General features: G+C 60.2%; 20 protein-coding genes and 1 pseudogene. 11 read left to right on the forward strand and 10 right to left on the reverse strand.

Going from position 1 to position 23903, the window contains the following annotated elements; translation table 11 throughout:
- Positions 1-80: 80 nt before the first annotated feature.
- Positions 81-755, reverse strand: a complete 675-nt coding sequence (locus tag NKJ35_RS29425) for a LuxR C-terminal-related transcriptional regulator (protein ID WP_352480474.1) — start codon at positions 753-755, stop codon at positions 81-83.
- A gap of 512 nt (positions 756-1267) precedes the next feature.
- Here NKJ35_RS29425 and NKJ35_RS29430 point away from each other — a divergent pair.
- From NKJ35_RS29430 to NKJ35_RS29455, 6 genes are all read left to right on the forward strand, one after another.
- On the forward strand, positions 1268-1990 hold the full coding sequence (locus NKJ35_RS29430) for a nucleotidyltransferase family protein (RefSeq protein ID WP_023675619.1): 723 nt from the start codon (positions 1268-1270) through the stop codon (positions 1988-1990).
- A gap of 47 nt (positions 1991-2037) precedes the next feature.
- Positions 2038-3174: a DegT/DnrJ/EryC1/StrS family aminotransferase gene (locus tag NKJ35_RS29435; protein WP_352651098.1), complete on the forward strand. Its 1137-nt coding sequence runs from the start codon at positions 2038-2040 to the stop codon at positions 3172-3174.
- Complete coding sequence (locus NKJ35_RS29440; protein WP_352480476.1) at positions 3171-3845, forward strand: sugar transferase; 675 nt, start codon at positions 3171-3173, stop codon at positions 3843-3845. Before NKJ35_RS29435 ends, NKJ35_RS29440 begins: the two co-directional genes overlap by 4 nt.
- A 74-nt stretch (positions 3846-3919) precedes the next feature.
- On the forward strand, positions 3920-4924 hold the full coding sequence (locus NKJ35_RS29445) for an SDR family NAD(P)-dependent oxidoreductase (protein WP_352480477.1): 1005 nt from the start codon (positions 3920-3922) through the stop codon (positions 4922-4924).
- Positions 4921-6195: a hypothetical protein gene (locus NKJ35_RS29450; protein ID WP_352507235.1), complete on the forward strand. Its 1275-nt coding sequence runs from the start codon at positions 4921-4923 to the stop codon at positions 6193-6195. The genes NKJ35_RS29445 and NKJ35_RS29450 overlap by 4 nt, the downstream gene beginning before the upstream one ends.
- Positions 6182-7444, forward strand: a complete 1263-nt coding sequence (locus tag NKJ35_RS29455; RefSeq protein ID WP_352651101.1) for a polysaccharide biosynthesis/export family protein — start codon at positions 6182-6184, stop codon at positions 7442-7444. The genes NKJ35_RS29450 and NKJ35_RS29455 overlap by 14 nt, the downstream gene beginning before the upstream one ends.
- Before the next feature lie 36 nt (positions 7445-7480).
- Here NKJ35_RS29455 and NKJ35_RS29460 read toward each other — a convergent pair whose 3' ends face one another.
- Complete coding sequence (locus tag NKJ35_RS29460) at positions 7481-8779, reverse strand: HlyD family type I secretion periplasmic adaptor subunit (RefSeq protein ID WP_352651103.1); 1299 nt, start codon at positions 8777-8779, stop codon at positions 7481-7483.
- A 242-nt stretch (positions 8780-9021) separates the two neighbouring features.
- Positions 9022-10773 (reverse strand): type I secretion system permease/ATPase, encoded by a 1752-nt coding sequence (locus NKJ35_RS29465; protein ID WP_352480481.1) that lies wholly within the window; start codon positions 10771-10773, stop codon positions 9022-9024.
- 406 nt (positions 10774-11179) lie between these two features.
- On the opposite strand from NKJ35_RS29465, the gene NKJ35_RS29470 reads away from it, so the two are divergent.
- On the forward strand, positions 11180-11872 hold the full coding sequence (locus NKJ35_RS29470; protein ID WP_352651105.1) for a N5-glutamine methyltransferase family protein: 693 nt from the start codon (positions 11180-11182) through the stop codon (positions 11870-11872).
- A gap of 85 nt (positions 11873-11957) precedes the next feature.
- Here the strand turns inward: NKJ35_RS29470 and NKJ35_RS29475 are convergent, their stop codons facing one another.
- From NKJ35_RS29475 to NKJ35_RS29505, 7 genes and pseudogenes are all read right to left on the reverse strand, one after another.
- Positions 11958-12224 carry an acyl carrier protein gene (locus NKJ35_RS29475; RefSeq protein ID WP_254819389.1) on the reverse strand — a complete coding sequence of 89 codons (267 nt, stop codon included), beginning with the start codon at positions 12222-12224 and terminating at the stop codon, positions 11958-11960.
- 56 nt (positions 12225-12280) lie between these two features.
- Positions 12281-13837, reverse strand: a complete 1557-nt coding sequence (locus NKJ35_RS29480) for a class I adenylate-forming enzyme family protein (protein WP_352651107.1) — start codon at positions 13835-13837, stop codon at positions 12281-12283.
- Positions 13834-15855 (reverse strand): asparagine synthase (glutamine-hydrolyzing), encoded by a 2022-nt coding sequence (gene asnB, locus NKJ35_RS29485; protein WP_352651109.1) that lies wholly within the window; start codon positions 15853-15855, stop codon positions 13834-13836. The genes NKJ35_RS29480 and asnB overlap by 4 nt, the downstream gene beginning before the upstream one ends.
- Positions 15856-15858: 3 nt before the next feature.
- A complete protein-coding gene (nadE, locus tag NKJ35_RS29490; protein ID WP_352651128.1) occupies positions 15859-16842 on the reverse strand; it encodes an NAD(+) synthase in 984 nt (327 codons plus the stop codon).
- On the reverse strand, positions 16839-19577 hold the full coding sequence (locus tag NKJ35_RS29495; protein ID WP_502894277.1) for an AMP-binding protein: 2739 nt from the start codon (positions 19575-19577) through the stop codon (positions 16839-16841). The genes nadE and NKJ35_RS29495 overlap by 4 nt, the downstream gene beginning before the upstream one ends.
- Before the next feature lie 260 nt (positions 19578-19837).
- Positions 19838-20086, reverse strand: coding sequence for a hypothetical protein (locus tag NKJ35_RS29500; protein ID WP_352651111.1), 249 nt, complete (start codon positions 20084-20086; stop codon positions 19838-19840).
- A 260-nt stretch (positions 20087-20346) separates the two neighbouring features.
- Positions 20347-20658 (reverse strand): annotated as a pseudogene (locus NKJ35_RS29505) (proline iminopeptidase-family hydrolase); the annotation flags it as partial.
- Here NKJ35_RS29505 and NKJ35_RS29510 point away from each other — a divergent pair.
- The 4 genes from NKJ35_RS29510 (at position 20539) to NKJ35_RS29525 (ending at position 23897) form a co-directional block, all read left to right on the forward strand.
- Entirely contained in the window at positions 20539-20889 is a 351-nt protein-coding gene (locus NKJ35_RS29510; RefSeq protein ID WP_352651113.1) for an oligopeptide/dipeptide ABC transporter ATP-binding protein, read from the forward strand. The pseudogene NKJ35_RS29505 and the gene NKJ35_RS29510 overlap by 120 nt on opposite strands.
- 311 nt (positions 20890-21200) lie before the next feature.
- Positions 21201-22409, forward strand: a complete 1209-nt coding sequence (locus NKJ35_RS29515) for an ABC transporter substrate-binding protein (protein WP_352651115.1) — start codon at positions 21201-21203, stop codon at positions 22407-22409.
- Between the two features lie 11 nt (positions 22410-22420).
- Complete coding sequence (locus tag NKJ35_RS29520; RefSeq protein WP_352651117.1) at positions 22421-23194, forward strand: ABC transporter ATP-binding protein; 774 nt, start codon at positions 22421-22423, stop codon at positions 23192-23194.
- Positions 23187-23897, forward strand: coding sequence for an ABC transporter ATP-binding protein (locus NKJ35_RS29525; protein ID WP_352507224.1), 711 nt, complete (start codon positions 23187-23189; stop codon positions 23895-23897). The genes NKJ35_RS29520 and NKJ35_RS29525 overlap by 8 nt, the downstream gene beginning before the upstream one ends.
- Positions 23898-23903 lie beyond the last annotated feature (6 nt).

Below are 23903 nucleotides of genomic sequence, written 5' to 3' on the forward strand. Positions count from 1 at the left end.
TCATCCGCAAACCGGTGCACCAAATGCCGCGTCAGCGGCTTCGTTCAATCCCCTTCGATTCCGTCAAATCAGGAACCGCTCTAGCTGGCATGTCTCGAAAGCCAAGTCTTCAGCATAACGGCAGCCTCGGTCCGATTGCGTACCCCCAATTCACGCAGAACCGCAGCAGCGTGGATTTTCGTGGTCGCCTCCGCGATTTCCAGATCGCGCGCAATTTCCTTGTTTGAATAGCCTTCCGCCATCAGCTTGAGGACTTCCTTTTGCCTCGAGGTCAGCCTGCCAAGGTTGACGCCAGCGGTACGTCGCTGTGGGCCCTTCTCGGAGTGGGTATGCGCGTGGGTTGCTTGCGTTGCACCCGAGCGTGACAGAAGTGCGGGAACATAGATGCGCCCGGAGAGGATTTCATTGACGGCCAAAACAACCTCTTCGTCCGTCTGCGACTTTACGATGTAACCGTGAAGCCCGATCGACAGAGCCGTGAGTATTTCCGAGCGTGAATCGTTTCCGGAAACGATCGCAAATCGCGTATCCGGATAGGCGGACAGGATCCCGCCGAGCACTTCTTGATTGAACAGGCCTGGCATATTCAGATCCAGGATCGCGAGATCCACGAACGATTGCTCCGCCAGCAAACTGAGCACCGCGTCGAAACAAGACGCTTCAAATATCTCTACACCTGGAATGCCTGCGGTCAGTGCCAATCGCAAGCCGCGACGATACAAGCCGTGATCGTCGGCGATGACGATTCGATACATTGAACTACCCCAACGCGTATCTGAATGGATTGAACGGTGATGGGCCTGAAGTCGTAGCCATTCACTCGTCGATTCATCCAGCCGACGCCGCGGCACCCCCAACACCGCAAACGCCGAATTTCTAATATAATCTTAAATAACGGGAAACGCTCCTCTTTTTTTTTGCCCCTTGTGAGCGAACCCGCCGAACGTCGTCGAACATACGTTCTGGCCTTTTGGAAAGCTGACAGACCGGCTGGTCGTTCAGCACTGCCATAGATCCAAAGATATAGAACAGCAAAACGGCCGAATTGTTACCATTCGAATGCACGACGACATCCACCCCGACGGCCACATACCATCCAGATGCAATGTCCGGGTCAGGGATCGGCGGGGAAATCTCACCGGTCTTCTACGGGAAATCTCACCGGTTCTTCGGAGGGGCAAACAACGTGTTTCCCGGGTGCTGACCAAGGCAGGATAGCCGGCCCGTGACGATAGCGTTCAGGCCGAATGAACAAGGGAGGACCAGGATGAAAGCGGTGATTCAATGTGGAGGAATGGGAACACGCCTCCGCCCCTTCACTTCGGTCTTGCCGAAGCCGCTCATGCCGATCGGCGCACGGCCGGTTCTCGAGATGCTTCTGAAATGGTTGCGACGCAACGGTATTCAGGAAGTCTATATTACAACCGGGTATCTCGGCCACTTGATCCGCACCGTGTGTGGAGATGGCTCGCAGTGGAACCTGAAGATTCGATATACGCAGGAGATGGAGCCGCTTGGCACCATCGGGCCACTGTCTTTGATCAGGGATGAACTGACGGAGCCGTTTATCGTTCTCAATGGCGACGTCCTTACGGATCTAAGCCTCAGTCGATTTGTAGCAGCGCACCGTAAGCACACCGATCCGGTGACGATCGCAACAGCCTGTCGTCTGATCAAGATGGATTTCGGCGTCATCGACGAAGTCGACAATACCGTGCAGGTCTTTCGCGAGAAGCCGACCCTCTCGCATCTGGTCAGCATGGGAATTTACTGCATGAACCCGGACGTTCTGCAGTTTATCCCATCCGGCATACCCTTTGGGTTCGACGACCTGATGCTGCAGATGATGCAGAACGGCACAACCGTGCACGTGTACAAGCATGAGGGTCTCTGGCTCGATATCGGGCGCGTCGACGACTTCCAGAACGCACAGACCATTTCCTGGGAAGACCAATCGGCCTCGATCGAGGTCACCGCGACGGCTGCATGATGAAGTCACGAGCTCGGTTCCCACAATTATCAGTCTAGGAGGTTGTGATGCTCTTGGTCAGTGCCCCGATCCTGGGTGTGCCGGAAAAGACTGCTTTGACCAAGGTCATCGACAGCGGCTGGCTGACGATGGGGGAGCAGGTACGAGCCTTCGAACAAGCTTTTGCCGACGTCCATGGTGCGGAGGATTGCGTCGCGGTCGGTTCTTGTACGGCAGCGCTTCATCTCATTTTGCACGCACTTGGCATCGGACCGGGCGACGAGGTGCTGGTGCCATCCTTGACGTTCGTGGCGACCGCAAATGCGGTCCTCTATGTCGGTGCGACGCCGGTCTTCGTCGACATCGAGTCAGCCGACGTGCCGCTGATGTCGATCGTGGAAGCCGAAGCGAAATGCACGGCCCGCACCAAGGCAATCATTCTCGTCCATTTCGCCGGCTACCTCGCCGATCGGGAACAATGGCAGAGGTTCGCCCGTGCCCGGGGGCTGCATATCGTCGAGGACGCGGCCCATGCGCCGGGCTTGAAGGAGGTGGGGACATTTGGTGCCGCGGCCGCCTTCAGCTTCTACGGCAACAAGAACATGACCACGGCGGAAGGCGGGGCTGTGATCGCCAGGGATGCCGGTCTGCTCGAGACAATCCGCCAGGCGCGTGGACATGGGATGACCACCGGGACACGTCAAAGGCTGAACAGCCGCACCCCTCAGTATGATGTCACCATGCTCGGATTCAACTATCGCATGGATGAATTGCGGGCTGCGATCGGACTCGTCCAGCTGCAAAATTTGCAAGAGTGGAATGAGATCAGGCGTATCCTGGTCATGCTGTATCGCCGTCTCATAGCCAAGCATTGTCCGGCCGTGACCATCCCGTTCCACGAGCCGCGGACGTCGGCCTATCACATCATGCCTATCCTTTTGCCACGTTACGCCGACAGGCAAGACGTCATCGACGCACTGCGCGCGCAAGGGATACAAACCACTATCCACTACCCGCCGGTGCACCAGATGACGCTCTATCGTGAGCTTATCCCCGATACTCATTTGCCGCGCACCGAAGATTTTGCGCAGCGCGAGCTGACGGTACCGCTGCATCCGCAGGTCACGGCACCTTTGGTCGAAACGGTGGTTGTCGCTCTTGCCGCGGCGGTTAGCGGTTGCGCTCAGACAGGAACAGCCGCATGAATGCCCTGGACCTAGCCATTCACCGGCCTAACGTCTCAAGTGCCGCCCATGGGACTGTGAGACGAGCAATTGATCTCGTCATTGCTGCGGCCGCGGCGATCGTCTTTGCTCCGCTGATGTTGCTGATTGCCGTGGCGCTGCTGCTGGAAGGCGGTCGGCCCATCTTCTTTACGCAGACCCGCGTCGGGGCCGGTGCTCGCCCATTCCGCATGTACAAGTTCCGCAAGTTCAGCGTAAAATGCGATCCCGGTGGCTTGGCGCTGACCATGGCCGATGACAGCCGCATGACGCCGGTAGGACGGTTCCTCGCCGTCACCAAGTTCGACGAGCTGCCGCAGCTTTGGAACGTCTTCAGGGGCGAGATGGCAATCGTCGGGCCGCGCCCGGAGAGCCTTGTCTTCGCCGATTGTTTTCGCGGGGGCTTCGAGGGTATTTTACAATACAAGCCAGGCTTGCTTGGTCCAGCCCAGGTTCTCTTCCGGAATGAAGCGCATTTTTATCCGCGATCCGTGGACCCGTTACTGTTCTACCGCGAGGTCTTGTTTCCGGCCAAAGCCAGGCTTGACCTTTCCTATTATCCGCAACGCACGATCGTCTCCGATGTCATCTGGATGGTGCGCGGCCTGCTGGCGGTGCTTGGCGTCGTTTCGCCGCCGCCGATCGAAACTTGAGAGCAGGTGGGACATCGGCGCTCTCGTGGATTTGCAAAGTCAGTGCCTTACGTCATAGGGGGAACGCTTGGGTCATGGCATACAAGGGCAGGAAAGTTCTGGTTACGGGTGCCGATGGGTTCATCGGTTCGCATCTCACCGAGGCGCTCGTCCGTAGCGGTGCCGACGTCACCGCGGTGGCTCTCTACAATTCCTTCGACAGCCACGGCTGGCTGGACGATTTACCGGACACCATACGAAGCCAGTTGAACCTCATCCGCGGCGATGTTCGCGACAGCGCGTTCGTTAATCGGATCGTGCGCGGCCAGGCGGTCGTGTTTCATCTCGCCGCACTGATCGCTATCCCGTATTCGTATGCCGCCGCCCAGTCCTATGTGGAAACCAACATCCTGGGCACGGTCAACGTCCTCGAAGCGGCGCGCCAATGGGAGACTGAGCGTGTGGTGCACACCTCGACAAGCGAGGTTTATGGCACCGCGCTGACAATGCCTATCAGCGAGTCTCACCCATTGCAGGGACAGTCCCCGTATTCGGCATCCAAGATCGGTGCGGACATGATGGCGGAGTCCTACGCCAGATCGTTCGACATTCCCGTGGTTATCATGCGGCCCTTCAATACGTACGGCCCACGCCAAAGTGAGCGGGCCATCGTACCGACCATCATACGTCAGGCTCTCGATAAAAAATGCCCTGCGATCATGGTGGGAGACACAAGCCCGATCCGCGACCTTACTTTCGTGGAAGACACTGCGGCGGCGTTTTTGACCGCAGGTTCGGCCGAGCTCGAATTTGGCCATGCCTACAATGCCGGAAGCCAGCGCGCTGTGACGATCTCGGACATATTGGATCTGGTGATCGAGTTGAGTGGCTGCAAGAAACCAATTCACCGCGACGAGCGCCGGCTGCGGCCGCAGAATTCCGAGGTGCGTGCCTTGCTGGCCGATTCTTCGCTCCTCGAAAGCAAGACTGGATGGCGCGCCCAGACCAGCCTGCGCGAAGGCTTGGAGCGGACCATCGGATGGTGGCAAGGGCGCCTCAGCGAAGGCCGGGTGCGACACGAAATGGGCTACATGACATGACCTTTCGCCCGCGTGGGTTGGCTCCGCTGTTGATTGCGGCTGCCTTGTCGTTGGATTTGTCCACGGCCAGCGGCCGGCAAGACAGCGCGCCGACACAGTTTGTCGCGCCAGTGATGATGGATCTGCCCGATTATCTCCAACCCGCGACGGATCCAGCCTTCGGGACAGTTTTCATGCGCATCACCAAGCCTGGCGCTCTTGGCAATGGCGTCGTATGCGAGAAGAAATTTTGCAGCCACCGTTATTCCAGCTCCCAGGCGTGGAATTCAGACCAGAGCCTCCTCGTCATCACCAACGGCTGCAATGGCATGTGCTTTTTCGACGGGCACACCTATGTCCCGCTTTTCCGTCGCGCTCGATCGGCTGAATGCGAATGGCATCCGCAAAATCCCGATCTGATGATTTGCGTTCAGGACCGGAAAATTTCGACCTGGGCGCCACGGACCAATCGCGAAGACGTGCTGTTCGTGTCGCCGAATTACCATGATCTTCAGTTCGGTCCGTCCAAAGGCAATCCTAGCCGCGACGGCGATCGCATAGCAGTGCGCGCGATCCGTGGGGATGGTGCGATGGTTGCCTTTGCCTATGATCTCAAGCAGCGCCGGAAATTTCCTGACATCGATCTTGCCCAGCTTGCCGGAACGGTCAGCGCCTGCTCGATCTCCCCGCTGGGAGCGAACATCCTGTGCTTTCAGAACGTGAACGAAGACACAGAACAGCGAGCTATTTTCTCCGTCGACGGGACGTTGCGGCAGAGGTGGACGGACCATCATCGGCCCGGCCATGGCGATATGACGGTCGATGATGACGGTAGCGAAGTTTTCGTGGGCATCAGCAAATCCGACCCTGACAAATATCACGTCATCAAAAGGAGACTGATTGACGGGAAGGTCACCTCGCTTATGAAATTTGGCGAAGCGGAGCATGCGTCCGCGCGGGCACTGGACAGGAGCGGCTGGGTGTTCGTGAGCTATGGCGGCAATCCCGATGAGATATCTGCCAATCGCGACTGGGCGCCATATGCGCGAGAGGTGATCGCGCTGCGCCTCGACGGCAGCGGTGAGGTTCGACGAGTCACGCAAACCCACAACGTCCCGTCCGACTATTGGAGCGAAACCCATGCCTCGCCGTCCCCCGACGGCTCACAGGTGATCTGGTCGAGCAACTGGGGCGTGCCTGGCGGGCCAGTCTACGAATTCATCACCCGTCTCGATTGGCCGGAAGAGTCGCGGTCGAACCAGAAGGAGATTGCCGCCAATGGTCCTCGTTAATCGAATCCTTCTTGTCGTGCTCGGCATGCTAGCCGCGATGGAAACGGCCGCTGCGGCGGAAGCACGGGTTCCTTATCGACTTTCCGCCGGCGATACCGTCGAGATAGGAATTGCCTCCATCTCTGAGCGAACGCAACGTGTGGTGGTCCAGATGGACGGCACGATCGCGCTTCCCGAAGTCGGGATGGTTTCGGTTGGCGGCCTGACTCCGGCCGAACTGCAGACACGCATGCAGACGATCTTGCCAACCAAGATATTCCACCAGCGGCTGCCTGACGGGCGGGAGCAAATGATCGTCATCAAGCCGACAGACGTGACCGCCGTGGTTGCAGAGTACAGGCCGATCTATGTGACTGGCGACGTGCTCACTCCCGGACAGCAGGCCTATCGCCCGCTGATGACCGTGCGGCAGGCGATTGCCGTGTCAGGTGGCTTCAGCCTTTTGCGGTCCCGGGCAAACCAGGTTGGCCCCGATCCGGTGGATCTGCGGCGCGATTATGAGTCGCTTTGGGGGGAATACACGAGAGACTATTTTCACAGCGCCCGTCTCCGCGCCGAACTTCAGGGTAAGTCGACTTTCGACATGCAGCCACCACAAGGGTCGCCCTTGTCGGCAGGTTTTGCGTCGGCGATCGCGCAGGCCGAAGCAGAAGGGCTGAAGCTCTCGTTGGACAATTTCCAGAAAGAGCAGAGCTTTCTCGATAAAAGTGGCAAGGATGCTGCAGCACAAACCGAGACCTTGCTCGAGCGCGAGCGGGCCGAAGCGGATGGGGTGAAGGCGGACGAAGACGAACTGGCGCGCGTAAGGAAAGCGTTTGAGTCGGGAAATCTAACCAATACCCGGCTCGCCGACGTCCGGCGCGCTTTGGTGCTCTCTTCCAGCCGGGCACTCGAAACCTCGGTTGAACTTATGAGAGCACGACGTCAGCAGGACGATTTTGCCAGACAGCGCGAACGCAATGACAACCAAAGAAGGATCGGTCTGCTGACCGAGCTGAAGGATACCAACGTGCGCCTTGCCGACGTCAGCGCAAGACTTCGCGCCGCCAGCCAGAAGTTGCAGCCCACGGGAGCGGCCGCCCTGCCGTTGCCGGTTGCCGGCGAAAGGATCCAGGCCGAGGTCACGATCGTTCGCAAGCTCGGCGAAGAATGGCGGAAACAGCTTGTCCAAGAAGACACCGAGGTCATGCCGGGAGACACGATCGAGGTCAGGTTCAGCAGCGCTCTCGAAAACGCGGCGACCCGATGAACCCGCCGGGCTGCCGGTTGATAGTGTGGCAGCCCCTTACTGCCTGAAGGCCCTGGAGAACTGGTCGGTAAGAGGCTTCATCAAGTAGGACCAGACACTGCGCTCGTCGGTTCTTATGTGGACTTCGGCGGGCATGCCGGGTTTGAGTATTTTCTCTCCAGTCAGGCAGGTCGCTTCATTCTCGACGTCGATGCGAGCCGAAAAATAGGAAAGCTGGCGTTGCTGATCCTTGATCAGATCCGCTGAGACGCGCTTGACCGAGCCTTCGCAAGCAGGTGTGGTGCCGGCGTCGAACGCCGGAAAGCGGATCGACACCTGCTGTCCGGGATGAATCTCATCGATACGCGACGGAGGAATGGAAGCGTCGACAACAAGGTTGTCGGAATCGGGCACAATCATCATGAGCACCTCTCCGGCGCCAATTACGCCTCCGACGGTGTGGACCGAGGATTCTTGTACCGTGCCCGACTGCGGGGCACGAATGTCTGTCCTGCCGAGTTCGTCTTCGGCCACCACCTTGCGCTCACTGAGTTCGGTCTGCTTGGCTTCCGTTTCGCGAAGTTCGTTGGTCACGTCGCTCCGCATTTGTTCGTCGAGCTGAAGCACCTGCAGGTCCGTTTCACTGATGTGAGCCTGTACCTCCGCTATCGCCGCGACAAGGCGTCCCGATTCGCCGCGAGTCCGGGTCTTCTCCAGGCTGACATTGCTCAACCTCTCCTTGGACACCAACTTCTTTGCATAGAGAGATTCGACATCTGCAAGGTTCTTGGTCAGCAGATCCAGAGACTCGTCCGTCGCAGACTGCTGCGATTTGAGGCCATCGATCTGACGTTCCAGCTGCTTCGAGCGGCTTTGCAATTGGGCTTTCTGGCCAGCCAGCGCCGCAGCACGGCTTTCAAACAAGGCACGCTCGCCACTGACAAGTGCCGCCACTTGCGGGTCACCCATTTGAGCGCGAAGGTCGGGCGGGATCTGCATTTCCGGCAGACCCTGGCGCTCGGCCTCCAGTCGGGCCAGACGAATGGTGGCGCGATTGAGGTCCTCGGTGATTATCTGCAGGTTTGCTCGGGTCAAGGTGTTGTCCAGCCTGACCAACACGTCGCCGGCCTTCACATGATCGCCGTCCTGCGCGAAGATTCCGCCGATGGTGCCGCCGGTTTGATGCTGCACTTTTTTTATGTTGCTTTCGACCACCACAGTCGCAGGCGCAATCACCGCGCCGGCAATCTTGGTCAATCCCAACCAGAGCCCTCCGCCAAAGACCAACAGCAAGCTGGTTGCCAGGCCCAGGAGCAGATTGGCCCGGATTCCATCCGGCTCTGGCTTCGTCCCCAACGAACGGCTCTCACCGCCGGCGGCGACGTATGACGACACGGTAACAGTGGAGCGATACCTCGCATATGCTCGTCCGCACCTTTGCGCGGCGGAACGACAATTTGTTGCCAGGCCCCGGACCAGATTACCCCAGGGTAGATTGGCTCGAATGCCATCCGACTCCGGCTTCGCCCCGGTCGGCTGGCCTTCGCCGCCAACCGCAGCATATGACGACATGGTCACGTTAGACACTAAGCAATACCTCACGCATGCCCGCTTGCACCGTGCTGCAGCGGAACGACAATGTTTGGCTTGTCCGGACGCGGGAAGGGCCGGACCACATTTGCCAGAACGTCTTCGCGCGAGCCGAACGAATGGAGCATCCCGTTCGACAGGACGAGTACCTGATCGATGTTGACGAGAGCGGAGGGGCGATGCGCAACGACGATCACGATACCGCCGCGCTGACGCACAGCCAGGATTGCGCCGGCCAAAGCAGCATCGCCGTCTGCGTCCAGATTGGAATTTGGTTCGTCAAGAACGACGAGGAAGGGATCGCCGTAAAGTGCCCTGGCAAGCCCGACGAGCTGCCTCTGCCCAGCCGAAAGGGCCGCGCCGCCTTCTCCGATGCGTGTTTGAAAACCCTGCGGAAGACGCATGATCATCTTGTCCACGCCCGCAGCCTTGGCAGCTGCTAGCACGCCTTTTGCGTCGCTTTTGCCACCGAACCTCGAAATGTTATCGGCGATCGTCCCGTCGAACAGCTCAACGTCCTGTGGCAGGTAGCCAATATGAATGCCGAGCAGTTCTGAGTTCCACTGATCGAGCGAGGCGCCGTCCAATCTTACCGTGCCACGAAGCGGCTTCCACGCCCCGACCAAAGCGCGCACGAGCGTGGTCTTACCGGAGCCGCTCGGGCCGACGACTGCCAACCCTGCGCCTCTTGCCAAGCGGAAGCTTACATTGAAGATGGTTGGCTTCTGCAGGCTTGGTGGCGCGACAGTCAAATCTTCGACCGCAAGCTCCGCCTTTGGGCGCGGCAGTTCCATTGTCTCTTGCTGGCTAGCAAAGGCATCTAGCGCTGCCGCCAGCTCGGAATAGCTCTTGCGGGTTGCCAGAAACCCTCTCCAGTTTGCGATGGCCACATCGACCGGCGCTAGTGAGCGGCCCAGCAAAATGGACGATGCAATGATCACGCCGGGCGAGGCCTCGCCCCCGATCACAAGGTAGGCACCAAGCCCAAGCACACATGATTGCAAGGCCATTCGCAGCGTCTTCGACAGTGAACTCGCTGCGCCGACGACGTCCGAAAGCCGTTCCTGGTTCTTCAGATAAAGATGACTGACCTCGTTCCAGCGCCGGCTAAGCGGAGCAGACAGGCCCATCGCCTGAACGACCTCTGCATTGCGGCGGCCGGAATCCGCCAGCAGCCGCTGCGCGACGAGTGTTTCAGATGCACGAGCCGCAGGTTTGCGGCCGATGATCTCGGCAACCACCGTCAAAAAAACAACGGCGCATGCACCGAGCGTTGCCAGCACGCCAAGGGCGGGGTGCAGCAGATAGATGACCACCATATAAAATGGTATCCAGGGAGCATCGAATAAGACCGTCGGCCCCAGCCCGGAAAGAAAGCCACGTAGCTGGTCCAGATCACGAAGCGGGTGTATCCGGTTCGCATCCGGCCCGGCGACGAGGGGCAGGGAAAGCGAGGCTGCAAACGCCTTTTGCTGCAGATTTTTATGCAGGCGGCTGCCGATGCGGACCAACAGGCGAAGCCTCACGAAATCGAGGAGCCCATAGGCCGCGTAAAGTCCCAGCATCCCGACGGTAAATCCGATAAGAGTCGGCACGCTCTGCGAAGGCAGCACGCGGTCGTAGACCTGGAGCATGTAGACGGAGCCGGTCAAGGCGAGGATATTTATCAATGCGGAGAAAACGCCTACGCCGACGAGGCCGTGCACACAGCCAAACATTGCGGAGCGTAGATCGAGCGAGCGCTCTTTGGTCGACTTCATGATGCGCGCTCGTTGACGCGAAATTGCCGCGCAATCTCGTCGATTCTTTCGATGAGGGACAAACTTTAACCTTCCGGGAAGCAGCAGCTCCGCCCCGCTGCTGGAACATTACGAATTGCTTACATATGTGCCTTCTTTGATTAAAATGTAGCAAAATCGTGACGCCAGGCTGAGAATTCGGCAACTGGCTCGCCAGCCTGGGGATAACCGGGTCGAGTAAGGAGATATTCCTAATCATGACACGGCGCAGAAGCTTATGGTCATCTTTGTAGCATCAGGGCTTCAAAGCGTCTGAGGCGGGATTGGGTTTTGATTTTGTCGATCGAGAGTTAAGCGGTTTTAAGATACACTTTATCGGTGCGCCATTGTCGGCCACCAACGCCGGGTAAAACGGGAGGTGAGTGTCGTGAGCGAAGAGATCAATGTCGCCGATGCCTATGGCAGGGGCCGCAGCACCTTCATGGGACTGCAGCTGCTCGTCTCGCCCGGTGCGCTTGTTCCTCGACCGGAAACGGAACTGCTCGGCAACGCCGCTCTCGATGTTCTGAGCCAACTGAACTTGCCGGTACCTCGCGTTGTCGACATGTGCTGTGGGGCGGGCAATCTGGCGTGCGCCATCGCGCACCACGCCCCCACCGCGCGCGTGTGGGCAAGCGATCTTACCGACGGATGCGTGCAGGTCGCGCGCCGCAACGTCATCCATCTTGATTTGGAGGAGCGGGTAACGGTGCTTCAGGGCGACTTGTTCAGCGCCTTCTCCGGCCTGGAGCTTGACGGCACGATCGATGTGGTCCTTTGCAACCCGCCCTACATTTCGGAAAAACGGCTCGAGGGCGACCGTTCGCATCTGGTCGAACTCGAGCCGCGTGAAGCATTCGCAGCCGGCCCCTACGGCCTGAGCATCCACATGCGGGTGCTCAAGGAGGCGCCGCGTTATTTGCGGCGCGGAGGCATCCTGCTTTTCGAGGTCGGCCTTGGCCAAGACCGGCAGGTCATGAGTTTGCTCGAGCGTTCCAAGGTCTATGAGAGTATCCGGTCAGTCACCAATCCAGCCGGCGAGGGCCGGGTGGTTGTGGCACATACAAAGGCGCAGGCATAAGCGCCACAGTCGCGGCAGGCTTCAGACGCGCTGTCGCGGCTTAAAACAGCCGGGGATTTGAAACAGAGCTGCGGGCTTTCGGCAATCAGTTTCTCTTGCGCATAACGTATCGCGCAATTCCCTGGATGGAATCGAGGTTCTCGGGCAGCAGCTCGCTGTCTTCGACCGTGATGCCGAAGGTCTCCTCGATGAAGCCGATAACCTCGAGCACCCCCGTCGAGTCCACGATGCCCTGGTCGAGAAGCGAGGTGTCGCTCTCCAGACTGTCCGGATCGGCTATATAGAAATTCGAGGCCAGGAAAGCGCGAATTTGTTCACTGAAGGTATCGGTTCTATCCTTGGTAGATAACATTGATTTCGCCTCCGGTACAAAAGATGAATGCTGATCAACTTCGCTTTGGTGCCGACTCATGACAGGGCCGTTTTTTTGAGTTTGCCCGTGTCGGTCATCGGCAGACTGGGTACGATGACGATGGACTTCGGAACCATGAAGTTTTCCAGCCGTCTCTGGCACTCTTTCTGCAACTGCTTTTCGCCGAGCATGCTTCCCTGCTCCATCACGACAAACGCCTTCACTGCTTGCCCGAGCAGCTCGTCCGGAACGCCGATGACCGCGGCTTCCCGTACGCCGGCAATGTTCATCAACGCGTTTTCCACCTCCTTCGGCGCTATCTTCTCTCCGCGCGATTTTATGATCTCGTCGCCGCGACCGACAAAGTAGAGATAGCCCTCGGCGTCCATCCGGCAGTAGTCGCCGGTGTACAGGACCTGCTCACCCGGCAGCGGTCCGGGTTTGAGCTTTCTGGCTGTCGCCTCCGGCTTGCCCCAATAGCCCTTCATCACCGTCGCTCCGCGGATGACGAGCTGACCAACGACGCCGGGTCCGACCCGCCTGTCATGCTCGTCGACAATCCACATTTCCGTGTTGGGGATGGCGATGCCGACGCTCAACGGCTTTCGCTCCAGATCGTCCGGCGGCAGGTAGGTGCAGCGCTTGCATTCGGTAAGGCCGTACATCGAATAGATACGGGCGCCAGAAAACAGCTCCTGCAGCAGGAGAATGTGCTTGAGCGGCAGGGCGGCCGCAGTGTTGGTGACATAGCGAATGCTCGAAAAATCCTGATCCCTCAGAGACTTGAGCTCCCCGAGTGCGGCAAAGATGGTCGGTACGCCGGGAAAGCCCGTCACCCTTTCTTGCTTGATCAGCCCAAGGATCTGCGCCGGGAAGGCGAACGAGCGCTCAAGCACCAGCCGGGCGCCCGCGCCGAACGCCATGATCATCTGGTAAAGACCGTAGTCGAAGGCGAGCGGCAGGACATTGAGGATCACCTCGTCTTCGGCAAGCGCCAGGTACGAGGAAATCGAGGCGCATGCGGCGATCATGTTTCGATGCGTCAGCATCACGCCCTTGGGCTCGCCCGTCGAGCCGGACGTATAAATGATCGCAGCGAGATCGATGTCGATGCAGCGGCGCGCGGGCGGCGTGCTGCGGGCTGCCGCGACCGCAGTATCCCAGCGCACAGCATGCGGAAGTTCTTGCAGGTCGTTGCGTTCGATCGGCCCGGAGACGATCATGCGGCGCAACGATGGGCAATTCCGCGCCGGATCCCTGAAAATCGAGTGCAGGTGTTTGTCGGTGATCAGTGCCGTCGGGCGGCAATCGTTGAGCAAATAATCGAGCTTATCGCTTTTGGTGAGCGGATTGACGATGCACACCACGGCGTTGGCCTTGAGCACCGCCCAGAAAGCGACGACGGCCTCGACAGTGTTGTCGGCGAAGATCACCACTCGATCGCCACGCGCAATTCCAGCCTCGGTCAAATGGTGCGCTATGGCGTTCGAGCGCATGTCGAGATCGCCGTAGGTGACACGTTGATTGCCGCACACCAGGGCCACCTTGGCGCCGAGCCGGCTGGCAGAGTTGGTGAGATAGTCGTGCAGGAGGGGTACGGCGCCATGCATCATGCGAGCACCTCTTCACGATGCTCGCGGTCGATATCGATGCTGAGCTTGAGCGTGCGAGCCCCACTTGGACGGCTCGCGATAAATTGCCGATGGAGAAGCTGCGTCGACAGCACTCCGACCAGCGCCATATTGTCGGAGTTGGACAGGTCGCCGCCGCCGGCGCTGGCTTGGCACTTGCTCAGGAGCCGGGTTACGGATTTGGGATCGAAGACGTTCGCTTCGCGCAGCGCCGCCTCCGAAAGTGCTTCGCGAATGTAGGCCGGAGCGCCATCTGCGACGAAGCAAAGCGCGTTGGGGGCCCGGTAAGGCTGCTTCTTGCGGGTGACGATTTCCGACGGCACGATCGGTTGCGCCACACGTTTCAGCACATGCTTTTCGTCGAGCACGCGCAGCTTATAGGCGGCCGGAAGCGAATTCGCGACCCTCACGAGGTCATGGTCGAGGAACGGGAAGCGCCCTTCGACGGAATGAGCCATGAGCATCCTGTCCCCTTGTGAGGACAGCAGGTAGCCCGACATCAGCGTCTGAATCTCGATATACTGGTCCTGCGCAAGAGAGCCCCATCGCGAAAACTCCGACGGCAGGCGGGCAAGCAGCTCGGACACGGCGTTATGGCGCTCCGTTTGGGCGCGCATGTCTGGCGAAAACAGTCGCTTGATGGCGCTTGTGGTACGCCAGCGCGTGCCGTGCGCAAAACCAGGCGCGTCACAGGCGTGGATGTCGCGCCCGAAGAACTGGCGTGCCATCGCTTGCTGCTGTACCGGCGAGCGGCTGAGATAGGGATAGAGGCGCTCCAGCAAACGGGAGCGTCGCTTCGAGGCGGGCTGGCGTCCCCAGAAGCGGCGGACCTTGCCTTCGCGGAATAAATCGTAGCCGGCGAACATTTCGTCGGCCCCTTCGCCGGTCAGCACGACCTTGATGCCATGCTGGCGCACCAGTCTCGAGAGCAGGAACAGCGGCGCCGGCGCGGTTCTTAGGATTGGCCGCTCGGTATGGTAGATCACCTCAGGGAAGATGCCAGCGATATCGCTGCGCGAAACAACCACCTCATGATGGTCACTGCCGGCCACGCCGGCAATCAGGCGCTGGAAATACGTCTCGTCATATTCGGCGTCGGCAAAACGCAGCGAGAAAGTCTGGAAGCGCTCGCCCGCGAAGCGTCTCCCCAGCGTGGCGACCAGTGAGCTGTCGAGCCCGCCGGACAAATAGCAGCCAACCGGCACGTCGGCGCGTACTATCCTGAGCGCCGTCGCGGCCTCCAGGGCGCTGCGCACTTCCTCCACCGCGTCATCAAGCGAGCCGCTGAATTCATCATCGCCAGGCCCGTCAACCTCTGGATAAGCAGGCTTCCAAAAAGCCCGCTCGCGAACGACGCCGCGGTCATAAATGCGGACATGCCCAGGCGTGAGTTCGCTTACTCCTCCAAACACGCCTTGTGGCGGCGCGACAGTCCAAAGAGTAAAAGTCTGATCGATGCCGGCTGGATCGAACACGCGGGGTATGTCCGCATCGGCCGCGAAAATGGCCTTCACCTCGCTGGCGAAGTAAAGCCGTCCGCCATGCTCGCAAAAGTGCAGCGGGCAGATGCCGAACCGATCCCGCGACAAGACGAGACGACCAGCCACGGAGTCCCAGATGGCGACTGCCCACTGCCCATTCATTCGCTCGAAGGCGGCCTCGCCCCAGGCATGATAGGCATGGACGATGACCTCGGTGTCGCTGCGTGTGCGGAAGCGATAGCCGAGCGCGGCCAGGTCTTGTCGCAGCTCGACGTAATTGAAGATTTCGCCGTTGAAGACGATCCACATCGTGTCGCCCGCGCCGGCGAGTGGCTGCTGGCCGCTCGCGAGATCGATGACGGACAGGCGGGCATGCGCCAATCCCGCACGTCTGTCCCGGTAAAGGCCGCGCTCGTCCGGGCCGCGATGCGCCAGCGCGCCCACCATCTGCATCAGCGCATCCCGGGAAGGGGGAGCCGCGGCGCCGCTCAGCGACACAATTCCGGCGATGCCGCACATCGCCTAGCCCTCGCCCATTGAAGAGGACACCAACGGCCGCGCGTGAAGATAACGTGCGGCGCGCCGCTTGCTATCGATATCCTTGAAGACTTTCTGGACCTGCGCCACGGTGAGGCCGGTTGCCTCAGCGACCTCTTCGTTGGCTATCCCGTGGTTCAAGCCGTAGAGGCACAGATCCATCAAATAATAAGGCAGCGCGAAGTAGAACTCCTCCTGACTCTGCGGCATCGAGAAGGTGTCCGTGGTGGGCGGTCTTCGCCGGACCTCTTCCTCCACCCCAAGATATTCGGCCAATTGATAGACCTGGGTCTTGTAGAGGTGGACGATTGGCATCAGGTCGGCAATTCCGTCGCCTTGCTTGACGAAGAAGCCCTGGTCGTACTCCAGGCGGTTCGGCGTGCCCGCTACCGCGTAGTTGAGGCGGTCGGCATGGTAGTATTCGGTCATCTTGCGCAGGCGCTGCTTGTAATTGGTTGCCGCGACGATCTGCAGATAGGCTGCCGACGGCAGACGCACCGTGTCGGTCCTGCCCTCGGGATCCTGAACCGTGAGGCGAGTGATGTTGAGACCGTTGCTCTCGAGAACCGAGGCGAGCACCAGCTTGCATTTCCAGCCGTCCCCATATTCGGGAACGACAGTCTTGATTGCTTCGGTCTGCCGTCTGTAGGCGCCGATCGCTTCGAGGGCCGGCGTTATATCCTCCAGGACCGTATCGATACCAAGCTGCGCGGCGACGGTGCGGCCGAGCCTTAGCGAGTCGCCGGAGGAATGGCGCTCCGGCATGAATATCCCGAGGACCTTGTCTTTTCCAAAGGCGCGAACACATAACGCCGCGACGACTGAGCTGTCGATGCCGCCTGAGAGGCCGACAACCACCCCTCGACGTCGCAGCGTGCCAAAGACCTGCTGGCGCAAGATCTGGACGATGCGATCGACTTCCGCGCCAGCGTCGAGCACCAGGGCGTCTTTGCCGAATGTTGAGATCAGGTCGATGGCTTGTACTCCAGTTTGCGAGACTCGGTTGGCGAATAGGTTTGCGCCACCGCTTTCTCGATAAGGGGACGGTTGGTGGCGAGGTGAGGCTCTATGACCAGGTCGATATGGGTGCCGACGATCGGAATCACGTCCAGATGGGCGAAAACGCGATCCCAGCCGATGGCCAGAGTCATTCCGGGTCGAGCACAGCGAAACAGGGTGCCGGTGATCGGCAGCGCCGGCTTCGGCTCTGTCAGCCACTGGAAGAAAGCCCGTGCCCGCAAAACCTCCTGCAGTTCCAGTTTGGTTCTAAAGCTCGTCGCATTGAATTGTCCCTGAGCGTAGCGATCGAGAAACCGGACCAGTTGCGCCTCTCGCCGCATTTTCACGGCGACTTTCGCGAGGGCGCGGCAAGCCATCCGGGAAGCGGATACGCGGTTGGTCCGGATTCGATTGAATGTGCGCGTAAACGTCTCCAAGTAGGCGCTTCGCTCGCCGATGAGGCTGGTGTCGAGGATGCCGAGGAACTTTACAGTTCGCCCCGCGGCCAGCAGCCGCGCCGCAACTTCGAAAGCAACAGCCCCGCCGAGCGAATGGCCAAGAAGTCGTATGTTACCCGAAGGTTGAGTGCGGCGGATCTGCTCGACGGCGGCATCGGCCATGTCGGCGAGGCTGTTTTGCCCGCGCAGTATCAGAGCCAGGGCCGGATACCTGATCGGGGCAACGCGGGTGACCTTGCCCATCGCTGCTGCAAAGGCAGCAAGGCTCGGGCCATAGCCGACCGACCCCGGGAACAGAAAAAGAATGGGAGGGTCGTGCTTCTCGGCGCGCGCGCTTTGGTCGCCTGCCTGTGCAGACACGACCGCCTTGACCATTTCGTCCAGGCTCATCCCGACGGTGAAGGCCTCAAGACCGAGTTCCTGCCCGATAGCGCTTTCGATTTCCATGACGCAGTGCAGCAGCTTCAGTGAATCTCCTCCGGCGTCATCCCAGCGCCCTGCCGCCACCCGCGTATTAAGAATGCTGGTCCATGCCCGCTGGACGACCTGCTGCGCCGTCAGCTTGCCTCGCGGCTCGAGCGGACGCTCGATCGCTGCCGTCTCTCTGGCTGAAAGATCCATGTCTGCAAGTGTCGTGATGTCGACTTTGCCGCTCGGCAGACGCGGCATCTCGGCGATCGTGTGCAACCGCAGGGGACGCAGCGGTGGCGGCAGATTGGACCTGACAAGCTGGCGAAGCTCGTCTGAAAAGGCCGCTTCGGCCGAGCGCCGAGGAACAACAAAGGCGACAAGCTCATTCGCCGCAGCCACGATTGCCACAGCATCCGCAACAGAGGGTGCGCAACGCAGCACCCGTTCGAGTTCGGCTGGCTCGACGCGTCGACCATTGATCTTTACCTGGCGCCCCTTGCGACCGACGATGTGCAGTAGGCCTTGGTCATCAAGTCGAACGAGGTCACCCGTCGCAAAAATCCGAAGGCTTGGATCGTCCGGGTCTGATGTTGCCTGCACAACCGCCCCGTCCTCCCAATGGCCAAGCAAGACATAGGGGCTCCTGATCAGAAGCTCTCCGCGGTGGCCCGGTTGAACGCGGCGGCCCGCTTTGTCGACAATTGCAAAGGTGATGCCAGGCAGTAGCCAGCCAACTGGAACCGAATCTCCATGCTCCGGCCAGTCTCGCGGCAGGAACCATTGCGAGCCCGTGGTCTCGGTCGACGAGTAACCGATCTGGATGAGGCACGTATCGGAGACGGCCTTGCGCAGCAGGGCGATGTCGCTCCACGGCACCTTCTCGCCACCGATCCGAGCGACTCTGAGTGAATGAAACGCTTCCGCAGGTCCGTCTGCCATGAGCGCGCGAAGCAGTGCCGGCACCAGATAGGTGATTGTCACGCCCGCGGATCGCACCAGACGTTGCACGGCGCGCAAGCCGACCGCTTCGACTTCGACCAGATGCAAGGTGGCGCCGGTGAGGAGAGCCGCAAGAATCTCCCGGCACCCGGCGATTGTGGCGGGTCCGGTCAATGGCAGGAAAACATCATCCGAGTTTATGTGGCATGCATCGACATATTGCTGGACCCGGCACAGCAAGCTGCGCTGGCTGTTAACGATGCCTTTGGGCCGGCCCGTGCTTCCTGACGTATAAAGCACGATGGCGGGCGCATCGACCGAGGCGGAATAAGACTGAGGCACTTGCCCACCCTGCGAGGCCGCACTGGTCGACACATCGATCCAACTGACCCGGTGAGGCAAACCGTCGGGTCGGACATTGCCCTCGCCCAGAATAGCTGAGAGTCGCGCCCCGGCCACGATTTCAAGAATCCGCGAACCAGGATCTCGTGCGTTGAGCGGCACCGAAGGGCGCCCAGCCGCCATGCTTGCCAGCATGGCGATGGGATACCAGGCTGAGTTGGCCTGAAGAATCCCTATCGCCTGTCCATCTGGGACGGCCGCCGCGATCTGGCAGGACAGCGTCTCGACTGACCGGAGAAGCTGGGAATAGGTCAGACGATTGGCGCCGTCGCTGATCGCAAGCTTGTCGGGGTACTGACGGACGATATTTCTCAGGTGCTCGAAGGCCGCAATGTTGGTGAAATCGGCACCCAATCTTTGAAATAGGCGCAGTACGGGACCACCCTGATCCAGTGCGTATTGTGGGACACTTGACCAATTATCGGAGGTCGTTGTCTGACAATCCACCGCTAGATCCTGATCCGCGACTTCTGATCCCAAATATGCCGAAGACATGAGTTGCCTACGCTAAGATTAGGGTCACTTATCGCCCCCCGCCCCGATCTTTTCATCGATCATTCTGATGATGCCCTTCGCCTGTTTCGCAAGCCGCGGGCCGAGCCAATCATGCCGAGCTCGCTGGCTGCCGTGGTGCGCATGACACGGCAAGCACTGGCGTTTGTGCCAAGTTGGCAACACCTGTTGGACACATGCCAAGGCGGGATCGAAGACCAAGGTGGGTTGAAGACGGAATTGCCGCTACGCAGGCATATTGCCTATTCTGTGTTTCTCCCGGGCGATACAGGCGATGCTTCGGTGTCGGCATAGCTGCCGGGGACGAAACAATATGCATAGATCTGTCCCCGGTTTTCGTCGGTCACGCGAATCCAATCCTTTTCCCACGTTCGGAAGGTAATACGCCCGCCCGTCATCATAGCTGCGGCTCTGAACGGACTCGGCGCGTTGACAACGCGCACCGATATAACATCGTCGCCGTCCATACGCTCGACGAGATACGTCTGCATGAAAGCCTCCCCATGCCCCCTAGATCACCCGCACTTTAACGACGGCTAATCAATTCGGTTGCAACGTGTTTTGCGAAACTTGGAGGCGATAGTTTCCATACCCACCGGCGCCGGGGGTCCCTCCCACTCCGTATCCGTCAGATTTTTCAGCGACGGGAAGCCAGTACAGGTGAAGGCAGGCTGATTCCGGCCATGCCGGCCTTCACGACCACTGCGCCGTGTCGACGATCCGTTGGAGCAGAAGGCCTGGTGCTGCAACGTCAATCGTATTTGGCCAGGAAGCGCCCGACGGCGGCGAGGCAGTCGTGCTTTTCCTCGACATGCGGCATGTGGCTGGAATTCGGGAAGACCAGGCCTTCGACGCGCGGGATAAGATCCAGAAAGGGCTGGACGCAGGCCTCGGCCGCTTCGTCGTAGAAGCCGCGGAAAACCAGGGTCGGCGCCTCGATCCGATGCAGGCGGTCGACGATGGTCCAGTCCCGCATCGTGCCGATGACGTGGAACTCATTGGGACCATTCATGGTGTGATAGACGGTCGGATCTTCCTCGATTGCCGCAAATGTCCGGGCGACCATTACACCGCGGCGCTGCGTTCCGCCGTGCCGATACCCGGCATCGACCGGGCGCGGCGCGGCCGACTGGTGCTCAAGGGTGACCTGCCCAGCCCGATGAACCCACCCTCGGGGTGCCGGTTCCACACCCGTTGCCCAGCTGCCAACCCGACCTGCCGCAGCGAGCGCCCGCTTCTCCAAAGCATCGGCGAGGGCCACCTGGTCGCCTGCCATCATCCAGCCGACGGCTGACGAGGAGAATTCTCGTTCAACGATATCCGGACCGTCAGCCGTAATCGTTGCTTCGGCGAGAATAGAGGCCGATCTGGACGCCGCACGATCCGGCGCTATGTTGCGCTTCGGCGGCCGGGCATCGCGGATGCCTAATACTAAAGTAACTGTTCTCGCGTTGCCGAGCGATGCTACGATTTGAGGACGGCGGCCGTACAGCGCTGCGTGATTTTGCGCCGGAGAGGATGGAATGTGGGAGGCCACTCTTCGTGTCGCAGCAGGCAGCCGCCGACATGTTGCTCGGTTGTCGACCATAAGGGAGGAAGTCACCAATGAAGATATCGTACCTGGTCTCGGCCGCGCTTCTTGCAGCGACTGCAATGCCTGCCGCAGCCGCCGAGATTTCCGACGGCAAGGTCAAGATCGGCATTCTCAACGACCAGTCGGGCGTCTACGCCGATTTCGGCGGCAAGTGGTCGGTCGAGGCCGCCAAGATGGCGGTCGAGGATTTCGGCGGCAAGGTGCAAGGTGCGCCGGTCGAGATCGTCAGCGCCGACCACCAGAACAAGCCGGACATCGCCTCCAACATTGCGCGGCAGTGGTATGACACCGAACAGGTCGATTCCATCATGGAACTCACCACCTCCTCGGTGGCGCTCGCCGTCCAGGGGATTTCCAAGGAAAAGAAGAAAATTGATATCGTCACCGGCGCCGCGACCACCGAGCTAACCGGTAAACAGTGCTCGCCCTATGGCTTCCACTGGGCCTACGACACGCATTCGCAGGCAGTGGGGACCGGTGGCGCTCTCGTCCAGCAAGGCGGCGACAGCTGGTTCTTCGTCACCGTCGATTATGCATTCGGATATTCGCTCAAGGAGCAGACCGCAAAGTTCGTCGAGAGCCATGGCGGGAAGGTGGTTGGCGAGGTGCGTTACCCGCTCGGCTCGACCGACTATTCATCCTTCCTGCTGCAGGCGCAATCGTCGGGCGCCAAGGTCATCGGCCTGGCGAATGCCGGCCTCGACACCTCCAATTCGATCAAGCAGGCGGCCGAATTCGGTATCGTGCAGGGCGGTCAGCGGCTTGCAGCACTTCTGTTCACGCTGGCCGAGGTGCATGGGCTCGGTCTCGAGGCGGCGCAAGGCGTGGTGCTGACCGAAGGCTTCTACTGGGATCGCGACGACAAGAGCCGCGAGTTCGCCCAGCGGTTCTTCAAGCGCACCAACCGCATGCCGAATATGATCCAGGCCGCCACCTATTCAGCCGTGACACAGTATTTGAAGGCGATCGACAAAGCCGGCACCGATGGAACCGAGGCGGTCGCCAAGGAATTGCATTCGATGCCGGTGAACGACGTCTTTGCGGCGAGCGGCAAAGTGCAGTCCGACGGCAACATGGTTCACGACATGTATCTTTATCAGGTCAAGTCGCCGAGTGAGAGCACCAAGGAGTGGGACTACTACAAACCCCTGGCCACGATCCCCGGTAACGAGGCGTTCCTGAGCGCCAAAGAGAGCGGCTGTCCCACGGCCGGCGAGTGATTGGCGGACCGATGGCGCCGCCTGAACCGGATCGGCCGCGGGTAGTGCTTTCCGCCCGCGGTTTGCGGCGTGACTTCGCCGGCTTTGTTGCGGTCAGGAATGTCGATCTCGACCTCTACCACGGCAATATCCACGCGCTGATCGGACCCAACGGCGCCGGCAAGACCACCGTGTTCAACCTGCTCACCAAGTTCCTGCCGCCGACCAGCGGCAGGATCGAACTGCTCGGCCACGACATCACCCGCACCTCGCCGGCCAAGGTCGCGCGGATGGGCCTGGTGCGCTCGTTCCAGATATCGGCAGTGTTTCCGCATCTCAGCGTGCTCGACAATGTGCGCGTTGCATTGCAGCGACCGGGCGGGCTCAGCGTTCAGTTCTGGCGCTCGCTGTCGGCGCTCGATAGATTGACGCCGCGCGCCGAGGAGCTTTTGCGGTCTGTCGGTCTCGACGATGCCAAGAACAGGCCCGCCGCCGATCTCTCCTATGGCAGGAAACGTGTGCTCGAGATCGCCACGACGCTGGCGCTCGAGCCGAAAGTGCTGCTGCTCGACGAGCCGATGGCCGGCATGGGGCATGAGGATGTGCGCACGGTTTCCGACATCATCCGCTCCGTCGCCAGGGATCGCGCCGTGCTGATGGTCGAGCACAATCTGACAGTAGTGGCCGATCTTTGCGACTGGATAACCGTCATGCAGCGCGGCGAAATCCTTGCCGCCGGCGACTACCCCACGGTCAGCCGCGACGAGCGGGTGAGGGTCGCCTATATGGGCACCGCCGATGACTGACGCCGCGCCGCTTCTTGCAGTCCGCGACCTCAACGCCTGGTATGGCGAGAGCCATGCGCTGCACGGCGTCGATCTGGAGGTCTTTCCAGGTGAAACTGTGACGTTGCTGGGCCGCAACGGCGTCGGCAAGACCACGACATTGCGCGCCATCATCGGGCTGATCCGCCAGCGGACCGGCCAGATTTTTTTCGACGGCAAGGATCTGATGCGCCTGCCATTGCACCGGACCGCGCAGCAAGGCATCGGCCTGGTGCCGGAGGAACGCGGCATCTTCGCGACGCTAACCGTGGACGAGAATCTGGTGCTGCCCCCGATCGTCGCCGAAGGCGGCATGAGCGTGGAGGAAATATTCGATCTTTTCCCCAATCTGAAGGAGCGCCGCAACAGCCCCGGCACCAGGCTCTCGGGCGGCGAGCAGCAGATGCTGGCGATCGCGCGCATGCTCAGAACCGGCGTGAAAATGCTGCTTCTCGATGAGCCGACCGAGGGCCTGGCTCCGGTCATCGTGCAGCGCATCGGCGATCTGCTGGCGACGATGAAAAAGCGCGGTATGACGATCCTGCTGGTCGAGCAGAATTTCCGCTTTGCCAGCCGCGTCACCGACCGTTTCTACCTGATGGAGCACGGCAAGGTCGTGGCGGCCTTTCCGGTCGGCGAACTGCCGGATCGCATGACGCTGCTGCATGAAGTGCTGGGTGTATGATGACGC

Origin of the sequence: Mesorhizobium sp. M0136, assembly GCF_040322515.1 — a bacterium.
Lineage (GTDB): Bacteria > Pseudomonadota > Alphaproteobacteria > Rhizobiales > Rhizobiaceae > Mesorhizobium.